The sequence below is a fragment of the Sphingomonas adhaesiva genome (assembly GCF_036946125.1).
In the GTDB taxonomy this organism is placed as follows: Bacteria; Pseudomonadota; Alphaproteobacteria; order Sphingomonadales; family Sphingomonadaceae; genus Sphingomonas; species Sphingomonas adhaesiva_A.
This window is the reverse complement of the sequence record NZ_JAQIJT010000002.1, coordinates 1,514,355-1,529,237: the sequence shown is the minus strand read 5'-3', so window position 1 is coordinate 1,529,237 and position 14,883 is coordinate 1,514,355. Positions and strand designations below refer to the sequence as shown.

14 protein-coding genes are annotated in these 14,883 nt (G+C 70.0%); 7 read left to right on the top strand and 7 right to left on the bottom strand.

Annotated features, from left to right (window positions below):
- The first annotated feature begins 233 nt into the window (after window positions 1-233).
- Genes PGN23_RS13565 through PGN23_RS13550 form a run of 4 tightly spaced genes read left to right on the top strand, consistent with a single transcriptional unit; the run spans window position 234 to window position 3,329 of the window.
- Window positions 234-800 (top strand): CvpA family protein, encoded by a 567-nt coding sequence (locus PGN23_RS13565; protein WP_335303469.1) that lies wholly within the window; start codon window positions 234-236, stop codon window positions 798-800.
- Window positions 797-1,231 carry an iron-sulfur cluster assembly scaffold protein gene (locus tag PGN23_RS13560; RefSeq protein ID WP_335303468.1) on the top strand — a complete coding sequence of 145 codons (435 nt, stop codon included), beginning with the start codon at window positions 797-799 and terminating at the stop codon, window positions 1,229-1,231. The genes PGN23_RS13565 and PGN23_RS13560 overlap by 4 nt, the downstream gene beginning before the upstream one ends.
- Window positions 1,231-3,000 carry a cation:proton antiporter domain-containing protein gene (locus PGN23_RS13555; RefSeq protein ID WP_335303466.1) on the top strand — a complete coding sequence of 590 codons (1,770 nt, stop codon included), beginning with the start codon at window positions 1,231-1,233 and terminating at the stop codon, window positions 2,998-3,000. Before PGN23_RS13560 ends, PGN23_RS13555 begins: the two co-directional genes overlap by 1 nt.
- A gap of 2 nt (window positions 3,001-3,002) precedes the next feature.
- Window positions 3,003-3,329, top strand: coding sequence for a DUF423 domain-containing protein (locus tag PGN23_RS13550; RefSeq protein ID WP_443019812.1), 327 nt, complete (start codon window positions 3,003-3,005; stop codon window positions 3,327-3,329).
- An 87-nt stretch (window positions 3,330-3,416) separates the two neighbouring features.
- On the opposite strand, the gene PGN23_RS13545 is transcribed toward PGN23_RS13550, so the two are convergent.
- Window positions 3,417-4,844, bottom strand: coding sequence for an MFS transporter (locus PGN23_RS13545; RefSeq protein ID WP_335303464.1), 1,428 nt, complete (start codon window positions 4,842-4,844; stop codon window positions 3,417-3,419).
- Window positions 4,845-4,925: 81 nt separating this feature from the next.
- Between PGN23_RS13545 and PGN23_RS13540 the strand changes: the two genes are divergently transcribed.
- Genes PGN23_RS13540 through PGN23_RS13530 form a run of 3 tightly spaced genes read left to right on the top strand, consistent with a single transcriptional unit; the run spans window position 4,926 to window position 7,834 of the window.
- Window positions 4,926-7,037, top strand: a complete 2,112-nt coding sequence (locus PGN23_RS13540; RefSeq protein WP_335303462.1) for a prolyl oligopeptidase family serine peptidase — start codon at window positions 4,926-4,928, stop codon at window positions 7,035-7,037.
- Window positions 7,038-7,088: 51 nt separating this feature from the next.
- A complete protein-coding gene (locus tag PGN23_RS13535; protein ID WP_335303461.1) occupies window positions 7,089-7,427 on the top strand; it encodes a hypothetical protein in 339 nt (112 codons plus the stop codon).
- Between the two features lie 2 nt (window positions 7,428-7,429).
- Entirely contained in the window at window positions 7,430-7,834 is a 405-nt protein-coding gene (locus PGN23_RS13530) for a DoxX family protein (protein WP_335303460.1), read from the top strand.
- A 239-nt stretch (window positions 7,835-8,073) separates the two neighbouring features.
- On the opposite strand, the gene PGN23_RS13525 is transcribed toward PGN23_RS13530, so the two are convergent.
- The 6 genes from PGN23_RS13525 to PGN23_RS13500 all read right to left on the bottom strand — a co-directional run bounded on the left by PGN23_RS13525 (window position 8,074) and on the right by PGN23_RS13500 (window position 14,722).
- Window positions 8,074-9,228 (bottom strand): M20 aminoacylase family protein, encoded by a 1,155-nt coding sequence (locus PGN23_RS13525; RefSeq protein ID WP_335303459.1) that lies wholly within the window; start codon window positions 9,226-9,228, stop codon window positions 8,074-8,076.
- Complete coding sequence (locus tag PGN23_RS13520; protein ID WP_335303457.1) at window positions 9,225-9,719, bottom strand: Lrp/AsnC family transcriptional regulator; 495 nt, start codon at window positions 9,717-9,719, stop codon at window positions 9,225-9,227. Before PGN23_RS13520 ends, PGN23_RS13525 begins: the two co-directional genes overlap by 4 nt.
- 11 nt (window positions 9,720-9,730) lie before the next feature.
- Window positions 9,731-11,140 carry an aspartate aminotransferase family protein gene (locus tag PGN23_RS13515; protein WP_335303455.1) on the bottom strand — a complete coding sequence of 470 codons (1,410 nt, stop codon included), beginning with the start codon at window positions 11,138-11,140 and terminating at the stop codon, window positions 9,731-9,733.
- A gap of 164 nt (window positions 11,141-11,304) precedes the next feature.
- Window positions 11,305-12,384: a tartrate dehydrogenase gene (locus tag PGN23_RS13510; protein WP_335303454.1), complete on the bottom strand. Its 1,080-nt coding sequence runs from the start codon at window positions 12,382-12,384 to the stop codon at window positions 11,305-11,307.
- Window positions 12,381-13,853 (bottom strand): NAD-dependent succinate-semialdehyde dehydrogenase, encoded by a 1,473-nt coding sequence (locus PGN23_RS13505; protein WP_335303453.1) that lies wholly within the window; start codon window positions 13,851-13,853, stop codon window positions 12,381-12,383. Before PGN23_RS13505 ends, PGN23_RS13510 begins: the two co-directional genes overlap by 4 nt.
- Window positions 13,850-14,722 (bottom strand): GNAT family N-acetyltransferase, encoded by an 873-nt coding sequence (locus tag PGN23_RS13500; protein ID WP_335303452.1) that lies wholly within the window; start codon window positions 14,720-14,722, stop codon window positions 13,850-13,852. The genes PGN23_RS13505 and PGN23_RS13500 overlap by 4 nt, the downstream gene beginning before the upstream one ends.
- Between the last annotated feature and the right edge of the window lie 161 nt (window positions 14,723-14,883).

Here is a 14,883-nt window from a genome sequence, read left to right as displayed (position 1 = left end):
GGGTGTAGGGAGCGGTTCGTCATGCCGGTGCTCGCGCGCGTTTGACAGTTTCAGCGTGCTCCTGCGCAGGCAGGAGCCCAGGGTTACGGGTCCCATCAGGTGTTGCTGTGCTGGGCCCTGAACTCCTGCCTGCGCAGGAGTACGGCGTCGACGCGGCGCTGTTCCAGCCGTTTCGCAAAGGTTCGGCATCTCCTGCCTAGCCGCCGCGGCGCGCGCGCCATAAGGATGCGCGCATGGGTCTGCACGGTCTCGACATCATCGTCCTCGTCCTCGTCGCACTGACCGCGCTGTACGGCGCGCGGCGCGGGTTCGTGGGCGAGGTGCTGGCGCTGTTCGCCTGGGTGGCGATCGTGTTCGCGCTCAAGATCTTTCACCTGCCGTTCGCGCGGGCGCTGGCGGGAATGGTCGGGACCGCGTCGGGCGCGGCGGTGCTGGCGTTCGTCATCCTGGCGGGGGGCAGCTATCTGGTGGGCAAGCTCGTCGTGGGGGCGGTTTCCCGGCGGACGCGCACCTCGGTGCTGGGGCCGATCGATCGCGCGCTCGGCTTCGGTTTCGGTGCGCTGAAGGGTGTGATCCTGGCGAGCCTCGCCTATCTGTTCGTGGTGCTGGTGCTGGATGTGATGGGGGGCGGGCCGACGCGGCGACCGGGATGGCTGGTGCAGGCGCGCAGCTACCCCTTGCTGAGTGCCACCAGCGCGGGCATCGCGGACTTCGTCGACCGTCGCCGCAAGGGCGAGCCGGTCTTCGCGCCGCGGGTGAAGCGCCCGTCATCGGCGGCGGACAACGGACAAGAATCATGAGCATGGACCTCTACACCCCCGAGATCAGCGCGCTGGCGATCGGCAACCCCTTTCCGGAGCGGCTGGCGGACGCCGCGGGCAGCGCGGAGAAGCGTTCGCCGATCTGCGGCAGCCGGGTGACGGTCGACGTCGACCTGGGCGACGACGGGCGGGTGGCGCGCGTGGGGACGGTGGTGCGCGCCTGCCTGCTGGGGCAGGCGTCCTCCACGCTGATGGCGCGGCACGTCGTCGGCCGCTCGCCCGAGGAGATCGCCGCGGCGCGCGACGCACTGACCGCGTGGCTGGCGGGGGAGGGCGCGGTGCCGGACTGGCCCGGCCTCGACATCTTCACGCCGGGACTGAAGCTGACCGCGCGGCATCCGTCGATCCGTCTGGCGTTCGAGGCGGCGGCGGAGGCGGCCGAGCGCGCGCGTGAAAAGGCCCCGGCCTGATGGAACATGCCGCGGATGGGGCGTCGCTGGTCCGCGACGGGACGATCCTGCTCGGTGCGGGGCTGGTCTTCGTGCTGGTGTTCCGGCGGCTGGGGCTGGGTGCGACGCTGGGCTTCCTGGTCGCGGGCGCGCTGGTCGGGCCGCACCTGCTGGGGCTGGTCGGCGATGCGGAGACGAAGCTGGGGTTCGCCGAGCTCGGCATCACGCTGCTGCTGTTCATCGTCGGGCTGGAGCTGAGCCCGACGCGGCTGTGGCGGCTGAAACAGGACATCCTCGGGCTGGGGCTGGTGCAGGTGGTGGCGTGCGGAATCGCGATTTCCGCGATCCTGCTCGGCCTTGCGCATTTCTCGCTCGCGGCGGCGCTGGCGGTGGGGATGCCGCTGGCGCTGTCGTCGACCGCGCAGGTGCTGCCGATGCTGCAATCCTCCGGGCGGCTGCGGACGCCGTTCGGCGAACGCGCGTTTTCGATCCTGCTGTTCCAGGACCTGTCGATCATCCCGATGATTACGATCATCGCCGCGATGAGCCGCAATCCGGCCGACCTGGGCGGACCGCCGGGGTGGCTGCTGGTGATCTATACCGTGCTCGCCATCAGCGGGCTGATCGCGGCAGGGCGGTTCGTGCTGCGGCCGCTGTTCCGGCTGATCGGGCGGCTGGGCGAGCGCGAGATGTTCGTGTTCGCCGCGCTGTTCACGGTCATCGCCGCCGCGGCGCTGATGCAGGCGCTGGGGCTGTCGCCCGCGCTGGGCGCGTTCGTGGCGGGCGTGATGCTGGCGGACAGCCCGTACCGGCACGAGCTGGAAACCGATGTCGAGCCGTTCCGTTCGATCCTGCTCGGGCTGTTCTTCCTGGCGGTCGGCATGATGCTGAACCTGCAGGCGATCGCGGACCGCCCGCTGTTCGTCGTCGCGATCGCCGCCGCGCTGGTGGTGACGAAGGCGGGGGTCATCACGCTGATCGGGCGTGCGTTCCGGATGGAGTGGCGCCCCGCGCTCGCGCTCGGCCTGTTGCTGAGCCAGGGGGGCGAGTTCGGCTTCGTGCTGCTGGCGCAGGCGCAGAACGCGTATCTGATCGCGCCGGAGGCGGCGAGCCTGTTCGGGGCGATCATCACGCTGTCGATGGCGACCACGCCGTTCCTGATGGCGGCGACGCGAGCGTTCCGCGAGCAGCCGCTGACGCAGGAGCAGGAGCGCGACGGGCCGATGGCGGACGGGGCGAATGCGATCATCGTGGGCTATGGCCGGTTCGGCCAGACGGTCGGACAGATGCTGATGACGCAGGACATCCCCGTCACGCTGATCGACACCGATATCGAGATGATCGACATCGCCGGAGAGTTCGGGTCGAAGGTCTATTACGGCGACGGAACGCGGCTGGACCTGCTGCGGCAGGCGGGCGCGGCGGAGGCGGAGATGATCCTGTTCTGCATGGACGGCGACCAAATCCAGCCCGACACGCTGGAGAGCATACAGGAGGCGTTCCCGAACGCCGCGCTGTACGTGCGCGCCTATGATCGCCGCGCGCTGGTGAAGCTGAAGCCGGGGCCGGCGCGCTATGTCGTGCGCGAGGTGATGGAGTCGGCGGTCAAGATGGCGCGGCTGGCGATGGCGGATGCCGGCATCGCGCGCGCCGACATCGACCGCGCGGAGGACATGTACCGCGCCCGCGACAAGGAGCGGCTGCGGATCCAGATCGAGGCGGGGGACATCCGCGCGGCGCGCGCGATGGTGGCGGCGCAGGCGCCGTGGGGCGGGGGAGAGCGACCGTGAACCTGATCCTGGTATTGGCGGCGCTGTCGGGCGCGCTGGCGGTCGCGGCGGGGGCGTTCGGCGCGCATGGCGCGAGCGGCGCGGCGGTCGAATGGCTGAAGACGGGCGCGCATTATCAGCTGATCCACGTGCTGGCGTCGCTGATCGCGCTGCGGATGGAGGCGCGCGGGCCGGCGTGGCTGTTCGTGATCGGCGCGGGGGTGTTCGCCGGGACGCTCTATCTGATGGCGCTGGGCCTGCCGCGCTGGCTGGGGGCGATCACGCCGATCGGGGGGGCGTTGCTGATCGTCGGGTGGTTGTGGCTGGCGGCCGTGGGGTGGCGGGGGTGACCTCGCCGTGCTCCTGCGCAGGCAGGAGCCCAGAGTAACAGGGCGCAGCGCTCGTGGCCCTGGGTTCCGGCGTTCGCCGGAACACGCTCAGCGCACCGACGCTGCGGGTTGCGCGTCGTCCGCCTCGCCCGCTTTGGGCTCGCGGATCGAGGGGCGAAGGCGCGCGAGGCTGCACAGCCCCGCGACCAGCGCCAGCCCGGCGGCGACCAGCGGCGGGGCCATGCCGGCGCCGACCCCCGCGGCGAGCAGCGCCGCGACCAGCGTCGCGCCCGTCGTCTGCCCCACCAGCCGCACCGTACTGACGAGGCCTCCTGCCGCGGCGGCGCGCGCGCGCGGGGCGGAGCCGATGATGAGGCGGGCGTTGGGGGGCAGAAAGGTGCCGAACCCCGACCCGCACAGCGCCATACGCCACGCAATGTCGAAATAGCTGGGGTCCGCGGGCATGAACGCGATCAGCAGCAGCGCGGTGATCGAGATCGCCATGCCGATCCCGCCGAGCAGCCCGGCGGGAATCCGGTCGGACAGCCAGCCCGTGAGCGGGGCGACGATCATGTTGGTGAGCGGCCAGGGGGCGATCGCTGCCCCCACCGCGGCGGCGGTGAAGCCGAATTCGTGCGTCAGTCGGAACGGCGTCGACAGCAGCAGCGTCATCGAGGCGACGAAGGCGGTGAACCCGCCCAGCGTCGACAGCGCGATGACCGGGCGGCCGAGCAGGTCGACGGGCAGGATCGGGCTGGGCGTGGAGCGCTCGCGGCGGACGTAGACCACGCCGATGGCGATGCCGATCGCCACGATCGCCGCCGATACGACGGGGCTGTCGCCGTGGACCGCGCTTTCCGCGCCGCCGATGACCAGCCCGAACATCGCGGCGCACATCACCGCGCCCAGCACGTCGAACTTGCGGTCGCGGCGTGGCGTGTCCGGCAGCGCGCGTCCCAGCAGCAACGAGGCGATCGCGAAGGGGATCGCGCTGGCGAATACCCATGGCCAGGGCGCGACGGACAGCACCAGCCCGCCGATCGTCGGTGCGGCGGCAGCGGAGCTGGAGACGATCACCGAATTGATGCCAAGCCCGCGGCCCAGCTGCTGCGCGGGATAGGTCTGCCGGATCAGTGCCGAGGCGACCGCCAGCGCGCCGGCGGCGCCCACCGCCTGCGCGGCGCGGACGACGAGCAGGAACGGCAGGCTCTTGGCGAAGAAGCACAGCAGGGTCGCGACGGTGAAGATCAGCTGCCCGACCTGATACATCCGCTTCAACCCGATCCGCTCGCCCAGCCCGGCGAAGGGCAGCATCAGCATGACCAGCATCAGCTGGTAGACGGTGACGATCGCCACCACCGACGACGAGCTGACCCCCAGGTCGCGCGCGATCGTCGGCAGCGCCACGTTCGCGACGCCGCCGTCGATGATGACCAGGGCGGTGCCGAAACACAAAGCCGCCACCGCGGCATAGCGACGCGGCGTGGGCAGGCCGTCGGCGGAGGCGGGGAGGGCGAGCGGTCGGGTTCGTGGCATCGCAAGGGGGGACTCGGAACGCGCGGGGTTGTTCCCGCGCGGCATCTGTCGCACCGATGGGCGAGGAAGTGGAGTGACGGTATGCGGTCGGGATGGATGGCGGCGGCGGCGCTGCTTGCGGGAAGCGGCGCGGACGCGCAGACGGCGGGAATGACACAGGCGACGCGCGCGGCGACCCAGGCCGACCCCTATATCTGGCTGGAGGACAAGGACGGCGCGAAGGCGCTCGCCTGGGTCGAGGCGGAGAACAGGCGCACGCTGGCGCGGCTGGAGGGCGATCCGCGCTACGCGGCGTTCCACCGCGAGGCGCTGGCGATCGCATCCGCGACCGATCGCATCCCGATGCCGGGGCAGCTGATGGGGCGGATCGTCAATTTCTGGCGCGATGCCGATCATCCGCAGGGGCTGTGGCGGTGGACCACGGCGGAGGATTACGCCGCCGCCACGCCGCAATGGCGCACGCTGCTCGATCTCGACGCGCTCAGCCGCGCCGAGGGGAAGAAATGGGTCTGGAAAGGCGCGGTCTGTCTCTCGCCCGAGGAGCGGCTGTGCCTGGTCGCGCTGTCGGAAGGGGGCGAGGACGCGATCACCTATCGCGAGTTCGACGTGGCGGCGGGCACGTTCGTCGCGGGCGGATTCGTGCTGCCGACGTCGAAGCAGGGCGCGACCTGGATCGACCGGGACACGCTGCTGGTGAGCCGCGACTGGGGCGCGGGCACGATGACGGTGTCGAGCTATCCCTATGTCGTGAAGATGGTGAAGCGCGGCGCGCCGCTATCGACGGCGACCGAGGTGTTTCGTGGGCGCCCCGAGGATCAGCTCGGCACCTATGCGACCACCTTCACCGATGCGAAGGGGCACCGCGCGGTCGTGATCGAGCGGCAGAGCACCTTCTTCGGTAGCCAGAAGTCGTTGTGGACCCCCGCGGGGGTGAAGCCGCTGGCGATCCCGGCACGGGTGCGCGCCGCGGCGATGGTCGACGGACGCCTGGTGTTCGAGACGAGCGAGCCCTGGGGCACGCTGCCCGCGGGTGCGGTGGCCGCGCTGCCGCTCGCCGCGCTGGAGGGCGCCAAGCCGCAGCCCGAGGCGGTGTTCGTGCCGACCGCGCGGCAGGCGGTGTCGGGGGTGGATGCGACGCGCGATCACCTGATCGTCGATTATACCGACAATGTCCGCGGGCGGGTCGCGGTGCTGACGCCGGGTGCGAAGGGCTGGACCGCGCGGACGCTCGCGCTGCCGGACAATGCGATCTTCACCGTGACGGGCACGTCGGACGCGAACAACCGCGCGTTCCTCGTCGCCAACGCCTTCCTGACGCCCACGACGTTGGCGGTGTTCGATGCCGGAAGTACCGCCGCGCCGACGCTGCTGAAGGCGCTGCCGGCGCGGTTCGACGCTGCAGGGCTGGTCGCCGAGCAGTTCGAGGCGACCTCTACGGACGGGACGAAGGTGCCCTATTTCGTCGTCCACCGCGCCGATGCGCCGCGCGACGGCCGCACCCCGACGCTGATGACGGCGTATGGCGGATTCGAGGTGCCGATGCTGCCCTCCTATGCCGCGACGACCGGCAAGCTGTGGCTGGAGCGCGGCGGCGCCTATGTGCTGGCCAACATCCGCGGCGGGGGCGAGTTCGGCCCGGCGTGGCACGATGCCGGGCGCAAGACGAAGCGGCAGGTGATCTACGACGACTTCGCGGCGGTGGCGAAGGACCTGTTCGCGCGGCGGCTGACCAGCCCGGCGAAGCTGGGCATCTACGGCGGCTCCAACGGCGGGCTGCTGATGGGGGTGGAGCTGAACCAGCATCCCGACATGTGGCGCGCCGTCACCATCCAGGTGCCGCTGCTCGACATGCTGCGCTATGAAAGGATCGCGGCCGGCGCGTCGTGGGTCGACGAATATGGGTCGGTGTCGGTGCCGGAGGAGCGCGCGTTCCTGGAGCGGATCTCGCCCTATCACAATCTGAAGCGCGGGGTGGCGTATCCGGAGACCTATATCTGGACCACGACGAAGGACGATCGCGTCGGGCCGCAGCATGCGCGCAAGTTCGCGGCGCGGATGAAGGAATACGGGCTGCCGTATCTCTTCTTCGAGGATACCGCGGGCGGTCACTCGGGCGATGCCGACGTGGCGCAGGCGGCACGGTTGCAGGCGTTGCAGATGACCTATTTCGCGCAGCGGCTGATGGACGAATGAGGGCATGCGCGTTGTTGCTGCAACGCAGCGTGATGGAGTAAGGAGCGCGCGATGAGTGACGAAACCGCGCCCCAGCCGTCCCCCGTGCCCGATACCGTGCCGGTCGTCTTCGAGGCGATCGTGAAGCAGCAGGCGATCGCCGCCACGTACAATCGTGGCGCGGTGACGCTGGCGCCGCACGTTCTGTACACGAAGCATGGCGAGATCTATCTCGACGCGCTGACGATCGAGCGCGACGGCCAGCCGCCCAAGGAGCCGAAGATCGGCGCGTTCAAGCTGTCGGGGCTGGCCGCGCTGCGCATCACGCCGCGGCGCTTCAAGCCGAGCGAATTGTTCGATGCCGGTGACGAGAAATATGCGGGCGTGACGTTGCTGGCGGTCGAGGCCTGACGATGGCGGACACCCGCGCGGGCCGCGTCGCGCGCGGGTTGCTGGCGGCCTTCTATGCGATCGCGGGGATCGGGCATCTGGTCTTCGTCGATGCGGTGGTACGGATCGTGCCTCCGTTCGTACCCGCGCCGCGTATGGTCGTGCTGGTGACGGGGCTGTGCGAACTGGTTGGCGCCCTCGGGCTGATGCTGCCGCGCTGGCGGCGTGCCGCGGGCTGGGCGCTGGCGGCCTATGCGCTGTGCGTCTGGCCCGCGAACCTCCAGCATGCGGTGATGGACCTGTCCCGCGGGACCGGGCTGCCGATCTGGTACCATGCGCCGCGACTGTTGCTGCAGCCGGTGATTGTCTGGTGGGCCTTGTGGGCGTCCGGCATCGTCGCCCCGCGTCGTTCGTCACCCCGGCCTTGAGCGGGACCTTTGCAAAACGGGTGCAACGGCGCCGGGTCCTTGCCGTGCTCCTGCGCAGGCAGGAGCCCAGGGCCAGGCAGATCAACGCCTTTTGGGACCCGCAACCCTGGGCTCCTGCCTGCGCAGGAGCACGGAGTGGCCTTTTGCAAAGGTCTCGCCTTGAGCCGGGGGCTCGCTTCTGTCGACGGCTGGTAACAGCGGGACCGCGACTCAAGGCCGGGGTGGCGGTGGCATTCGTGTCAGGCCTTCGCCAGATGCCGCTCCGCCAGCGCGACGTGGAGGCGGATGCCGAGCGGCAGGACGGCGTCGTTGAAGTCGTAGCGCGGATTGTGGAGCGGCATCGACGGCAACTCGGGGCGCGCCTGGCCGAGCCAGACGTAGGCGCCGGGGCACACCTGTAGCATGAAGGAGAAATCTTCCGACGTGAACGCGGGCTCGGGCGCCAGTTGCGCCTCGCCCACGGTCGCGGCGGCGGCCATCGCCTCGGCGGCGGCATCGGCGTGGTTGATCGTCGCGGGGTAATAGCGGTCGTACTCCACCTCGACCGTCACATCGAAGGATAGCGCCACGCCCGCCGCGATGCCGCGCACCGCGTCCTCGATCACGTCCTGCACCGCGGGGTCGAAGGTGCGGATCGTGCCGCCCAACACGACGCTGGCGGGCAGGACGTTGTGGGTGTGGCCGCCGTTGATGCGCGTGATCGACAGCACCGCGCTGGCGGTCGGCGCGATCCGGCGCGAGACGACAGTGTTGAGCTGCGTTGCCAGCTGCGCCGCCGCCAGGATCGCGTCGGGCGTATCGTGCGGGATGGCGGCATGACCGCCGCGCCCGGTCACGACGATCTCGAACTTGTCGGCCGCCCCCATGATCGGGCCCGGACGCGTCGCGATCGTGCCCATCGGCAGGTCGGGCCAGTTGTGGAGCGCGAACACGCGATCGCACGGGAACCGCGTGAAGAGCCCGTCGCGCACCATCGCGCGCGCGCCGCCGAGACCCTCCTCGGCCGGCTGGAAGATGAAGTGGATCGTGCCGTCGAACTCGCGGGTGCGCGCCAGATGCTGCGCCGCGCCCAGCAGCATCGCGACATGCCCGTCATGGCCGCAGCCGTGGAACGCGCCGGGCATGGTGCTGCGCCAGGCGTGATCGTTCTGCTCCTCGATCGGCAGCGCGTCCATGTCGGCGCGCAGCCCGATCGTACGGGGCGAGGTGCCGTGGTGCAGCACGCCGACGACGCCGGTACCGCCGATCCCCTCGTGCACCTCCACGCCGATCGCCCGCAGCTGCGCCGCGATCAGCGCAGCGGTGCGATGCTCCCGATAGCCGAGCTCGGGATGCGCGTGGATGTCGCGGCGCAGCGCGACCAGCGCGGGGACGAGGTCGTCGACCGCGCTCACTTCTGCTCCCCGAACAGGTGCTGGAGGGGGTAGTGATGCTTGATGAAGGGAGATTTGATGACGACGTAGCTGAAGTATTTCTCGATCCCGTAGTCGCTTTCCAGCATATCCTCGATGATCGACTGGTAATGCGCGACGCCACGGGTGACGAACTTCAGCAGATAGTCGTAGCCGCCGCTGACGAGGTGGCATTCGACGATCTCGTCCAGCTTGCGGATGCGCGTCTCGAAGCGGGAGAAGTCGCCGGAGCGATGCTCCGTCAGCGTGACCTCGGTGAAGACGGTCAGGAATTCGCCGAGCCTGGCGAGATCGACATGCGCGCCATAGCCGGTGATGTAGCCCGCCTTCTCCAGCCGCTTGACGCGGGTGAGGCAGGGGCTGGGCGAGAGGCCGATCGCGTCGGCCAGCTCCACGTTGGTGATTCGCCCCGCCTGTTGCAGCTGCGTCAGGATCTTCAGGTCGATCCGGTCCAGCTTGATCCCACTCACCATGGCCGCGTCCCCTATGCTGCGAGTGCGGCGCGGATATCGCGCTCGTCGAGCAATCCGTCCAGCGTCTTGGCGATGCGGGCGAAGATCTCGTCCATCTCCGCATCGCTCGCGCACAGCGCGGGCGCGAGGCCGATGATATTGTCGGGGAAGGAGCGGAAGATCACGCCGTTGGCATAGCCCGCGGCGAAGAGCCGGTCGGGGATCTTGAGCGTGGGGTCGAAGCGCGCCTTCGTCGACTTGTCCGCGACCAGCTCGATCGCGCCGAGCAGCCCGCGACCGCGCGTCTCGCCCACCATCGGATGCTCCGCCAGCCTCGCCATACCGGCGTCGAAGCGGGCGGCGACCCGCTGTCCGTTGGCGAGGATGCCGCCCTCCTGATAGAGGCGGATCACCTCCAGCCCGACCGCGGCGCTGACCGGATGGCCCGAATAGGTCATGCCGTGGCCGATCGGCAGCTCCGGCGCGGCGCCATCGGCGATGCCCCGATAGACCTTCTCCGACATCATCACCGCGCCCATCGGCACGTAGCCCGCGGTCAGGCCCTTCGCGAGCGTCATCAGGTCGGGCGAGACGCCCTCGTCGTCGCAGGCGAACATCGGGCCGGTACGACCGAAGCCGGTGATGACCTCGTCGGTGACGAACAGGATGTCGAGCGCGGTACAGGCGTCGCGCATCGCCTTCAGCCAGCCGCGCGGGGGCACGACGACGCCGCCCGATCCCTGAATGGGCTCGCAGAAGAAGGCGGCGACATTGTCCGCGCCCAGCGCCGCGACCCTGGCGTGGAGCTGCGCGACCGAGGCGGCGATGATCGCGGCATCGTCGCCCGGCGTATCGCTGCGATAGGGGTAGGGCGACGGCAGATGATGCTGCCATGCGCGCGGCAGGTCGAACTGGCGGTGGAAATTGGCGAGCGCGGTCAGCCCGGCGCCGGTGGTGCTGGAGCCGTGATAGCCGCGTTCCAGCGCGATGAACTGCTTCTTCGTCGGGCGGCCGACCGCGTTCCAGTAATGCGTGATATAGCGGATCGCGCTGTCGACCGCGTCGGAGCCGCCCAGCGTGAAATAGACGTGGTCGAGGCCCTCCGGGGTAATCTCGACCAGCTTTTCGGCGAGGCGGACGGCGGGTTCGCTACCGAAGTGGAAATAGCCGGTGGCATAGGGAAGGCGGCGCATCTGCTCCGCGGCGACCTCGACGATGCTCTCGTGCCCGTAGCCGACGTTGACGCACCACAGTCCGGCGAAGGCGTCGAGCAGGCGGTTGCCCGCCATATCGGTCAGCCACATGCCCTGACCCGATTCCAGCAGCGTGGCGCCGCGCGCCTCATGCCCGCGGAAGGACGTGACCGGGTGGATCAGGTGGTCGCGGTCGATGTCCAGCAGCGAGCGGTTGGGCAGCATGCCGGGGGTGTGGTTCGTGCTCATGCTGCGGAGCGTACGCCCGGCGGGGCGGAGTGGAAGCGCGTTTGTGGCGGCCGCGGCGGGTGCGCGATGGGGTTTTGCGGGGGAAGGGCGGCAGATCGTGCCGTGGTGTTTCGGAGCGTAAGATGCGGGACCCCGGGCTTGATCCGGGGTCCCGCACGCGCTTGTCAGGCCAGCGCCTCGGCGATCGCCCTGCCGCATTCGATGGTGTTCGCGGTACCCTTCAGGTCGCCGGTGCGCAGGCCCGGCTCGGCCAGTACCGTTTCGACCGCGCGCATGATCGCGGCGGCGGCCTCCGCCTCGCCCAGATGCTCCAGCATCATCGCCGCGGACCAGATCTGGCCGACCGGGTTGGCGATGCCCTTGCCCGCGATATCGGGGGCGGAGCCGTGGACCGGCTCGAACAGCGAGGGGAATGTGCCGTCCGGGTTGATGTTGCCCGACGGCGCGACGCCGATCGTGCCGGTGCAGGCAGGCCCCAGATCGGACAGGATGTCGCCGAACAGGTTGGAGGCGACCACGACATCGAAACGGTCCGGGTTCAGCACGAACTGCGCGGTCAGGATGTCGATATGATATTTGTCGTGGGTGACGGTGGGATAGTTCTTCGCCATCTCCTCCACGCGCTCGTCCCACCACGGCATGGTGATGGCGATGCCGTTGGACTTCGTGGCGGAGGTGACGTGGCGGCGCTCGCGCGTGGCGGCCAGATCGAAGGCATAGCGCAGCACCCGGTCGGTGCCGTGGCGGGTCATGACCGTTTCCTGGATCACGACCTCGCGCTCGGTGCCGGGGAACATGCGCCCGCCGACCGCACTATACTCGCCCTCGGTATTCTCGCGCACCACCCAGAAATCGATGTCGCCGGGTTCGCGCCCGACCAGCGGGCAGGGGACGCCCGGCATCAGCCGCACCGGGCGCAGGTTGACGTATTGATCGTATTCGCGGCGGAACTGGAGCAGCGAGCCCCACAGCGAGATGTGGTCGGGCACCGTGTCGGGCCAGCCCACCGCGCCGAAGAAGATCGCGGACGGGTTGCCGATCCGCTCCTTCCAGTCGTCGGGCAGCATCTTGCCGTGCGCCGCATAATAGTCGCAGCAGGCGAAATCGTGCCACGTCTGCTCGACCTCGAACCCGTAGAGCGCGGCGGCGCGCTCCAGCACGCGGATGCCCTCCGGCATCACTTCCTTGCCGATGCCGTCGCCGGGGATGACGGCGATGGAATAACGACGGTTGGTCTCGCTCACGCCTTCAGTCCCCCGATGTGGAACGCCTTGGTTTCCAGATATTCCTCGATCCCGGCATGCGCGCCCTCGCGGCCCAGCCCGGACTGCTTGATGCCGCCGAACGGCGCCATCTCCATCGCGATGCCGCCGGTGTTGAGCGCGACCATGCCCGTCTCCAGCGCCTCCGCGACGCGGAACGCGCGGTGCAGGTTTTCGGTATAGAAATAGCTGGCGAGGCCGTAGCTGGTGGCATTGGCCAGTTCGATCGCCTCCGCCTCGTGGGTGAAGCGGAACAGCGGGGCGACCGGGCCGAACGTCTCCTCGTCCGCCAGCCGCATGTCGCGGGTCGCGCCGGTCAGCACCACGGGGGTGGCGAAGCGGTCGGCGCCGGCATCGGACGCGACCTCGCCCGCCTGCGCGTAGATCGTCGCGCCGTGCGACAGTGCATCGTCGACGTGGGCGCGGACCTTATCGATCGCGGCGTGGTTGATGAGCGGGCCGATCGTGGCGCCGTCGCGGTCGCCGGGCGCGACCTTGAGCGCGGAGACGGCCGCCGCCAGCTTCGCCGCGAAGGTGTCGAACACGCCGTCCTGCACCAGGATGCGGTTGGCGCAGACGCAGGTCTGGCCGGCGTTGCGGAACTTGCTGGCCATGGTGCTCGCCACCGCCAGATCGACATCGGCGTCGTCGAAGACGATGAGCGGGGCGTTGCCCCCCAGCTCCAGGCTCAGCCGCTTGATGGTGTCGGCCGACTGGCGCATCAGCAGCGCGCCGACGCGGGTCGACCCGGTGAAGGATAGCTTGCGCACGACCGGGCTGGCGGTCAGCGCCGCGCCGATCGCCTCGGGCCGGCCGGTCAGGACGTTGATGACGCCGGCGGGGATGCCGGCATCCTGCGCCAGCTTCGCCAGCGCCAGCGCGGTGAAGGGAGTCAGGTCGGACGGCTTGACCACCACGGGGCAGCCCGCCGCCAGGGCGGGCGAGCACTTGCGGGTAATCATCGCCGCCGGGAAATTCCACGGCGTGATCGCCGCGGAGACGCCCACCGGCTGCTTCATCACCAGGATGCGGCGGCTCGCCTCGGGTCCCGGGACGATCGAGCCGTCGATACGGCGACCTTCCTCCGCGAACCACTTGATGAAGGTGGCGGCGTAGCGGATCTCGCCCTCGGCCTCGGCGATCGGCTTGCCCTGCTCCGCGGTCATGATGCGGCCCAAGTCGGCGACATTCTCCATGACGAGCGCGTACCAGCGTTCGATCAGCGCGGCGCGGTCCCCCGCGGTGCGCGCGCGCCACGCCGGCCACGCGGCCTCGGCCGCGGCGATGGCGGCCTGGGTATCCTGCGCGGTGCAATCGGGGACGGTGCCGATCGTCGCGCCAGTGGCGGGGTCCTCGACCGCGATCGTCGCGCCGCCGCCGGCGTCACGCCATTCGCCCGCGATCAGCGCCTGCTGGACGAACAGCGACGGGTTGGAAAGCTGAAGGGTCATCCGAGCGCCTGTGTGGTGAGGGAGAAGAGACGGGTGGCGGGATCGGTCGCCGGCGCCGGCCCGCGGACCATCGTGACCACGCGGCCGACCTGCGGCAGGCCCAGATCCTCCAGCCACTCCGCCAGCCCGCTGGTCTCGGGCACGTCCATCCGGCAGAAGGCGCCCGCGTTGGAGCCGAGCCAGTGCGAGATCAGCACCTTCGCACCGCCGACGTCGGGGGCGACGACCGGGCCGATCAGATAGCCGCGACCGAAGCGGCGGAAGAGCGCGAAGCCGACCGGCTCGTTCTCGCGCGTCAGCATCACGCCCTGCGCGCCGGGCAGGATCGCCTCCAGCAGCGCGCGCCGGTCCATGCCGGTCGCGGCGCGGGCGAGCGCGAACAGCGTCTCGTCATCCTTGGTGCCGAGCGGGCGGACGCGCTCGCCGGGGATCAGCTCGGCAACCGGCACGCGGAACGCCGCGCCCTGATGCTGGACGATGGTGCCGAGCCGCTCGAAGCCGAGCTTCTCGTAGAGCGGCAGCCCTTCCTCGGTCGCATTCAGCATGACGCTGCGGCCGGGATGCCGCTCCAGCAGCGCCTCCATCAGGCGGCGGCCGATGCCCATGCCCTGCGCATCGGGGGTGACGATGACCATGCCGATCGTGGCGGCGCGCGACGCATCGCCGTCCGCGCCGAATTGCCAGGTGAGGGCCGATCCGACGATGCGGTCGTCGATCTCCGCCACCTGCCCCTCGCCCAGCGCGAGCATCATCTCCCAATCCTCGATCCGGTGGGGCCATTTGACCTCGCGCGACAGATCGTGCGCGGCGGGAAGATCGGCCGGGGTCATCCGGCGTAGCGTCGCCTTCACCTGTATGCCGGTGGCCATCGATCGTCTCCTTCGCGCGCCATGAGTCGCATCGCCACGCGGCGATGGGGGAAAACTACGCAGGCGCGGCAAGCATTGGCTGCCGCACTGCCGACGCTTTCCCGAAGATTATGGCGCGCGTTGCGCGTCCGCTCCCGGCATATGCTGCCGTGGCGGGGCGG

Bases quoted from the DNA above. Each gene is read 5' to 3' on its own strand.
- PGN23_RS13565 (WP_335303469.1), top strand. From the start codon at position 234: ATGGGTCTGCACGGTCTCGACATCATCGTCCTCGTCCTCGTCGCACTG.
- PGN23_RS13560 (WP_335303468.1), top strand. From the start codon at position 797: ATGAGCATGGACCTCTACACCCCCGAGATCAGCGCGCTGGCGATCGGC.
- PGN23_RS13555 (WP_335303466.1), top strand. From the start codon at position 1,231: ATGGAACATGCCGCGGATGGGGCGTCGCTGGTCCGCGACGGGACGATC.
- PGN23_RS13545 (WP_335303464.1), bottom strand. From the start codon at position 4,844: ATGCCACGAACCCGACCGCTCGCCCTCCCCGCCTCCGCCGACGGCCTG.
- PGN23_RS13540 (WP_335303462.1), top strand. From the start codon at position 4,926: ATGCGGTCGGGATGGATGGCGGCGGCGGCGCTGCTTGCGGGAAGCGGC.
- PGN23_RS13535 (WP_335303461.1), top strand. From the start codon at position 7,089: ATGAGTGACGAAACCGCGCCCCAGCCGTCCCCCGTGCCCGATACCGTG.
- PGN23_RS13530 (WP_335303460.1), top strand. From the start codon at position 7,430: ATGGCGGACACCCGCGCGGGCCGCGTCGCGCGCGGGTTGCTGGCGGCC.
- PGN23_RS13520 (WP_335303457.1), bottom strand. From the start codon at position 9,719: ATGGTGAGTGGGATCAAGCTGGACCGGATCGACCTGAAGATCCTGACG.
- PGN23_RS13515 (WP_335303455.1), bottom strand. From the start codon at position 11,140: ATGAGCACGAACCACACCCCCGGCATGCTGCCCAACCGCTCGCTGCTG.
- PGN23_RS13505 (WP_335303453.1), bottom strand. From the start codon at position 13,853: ATGACCCTTCAGCTTTCCAACCCGTCGCTGTTCGTCCAGCAGGCGCTG.
- PGN23_RS13500 (WP_335303452.1), bottom strand. From the start codon at position 14,722: ATGGCCACCGGCATACAGGTGAAGGCGACGCTACGCCGGATGACCCCG.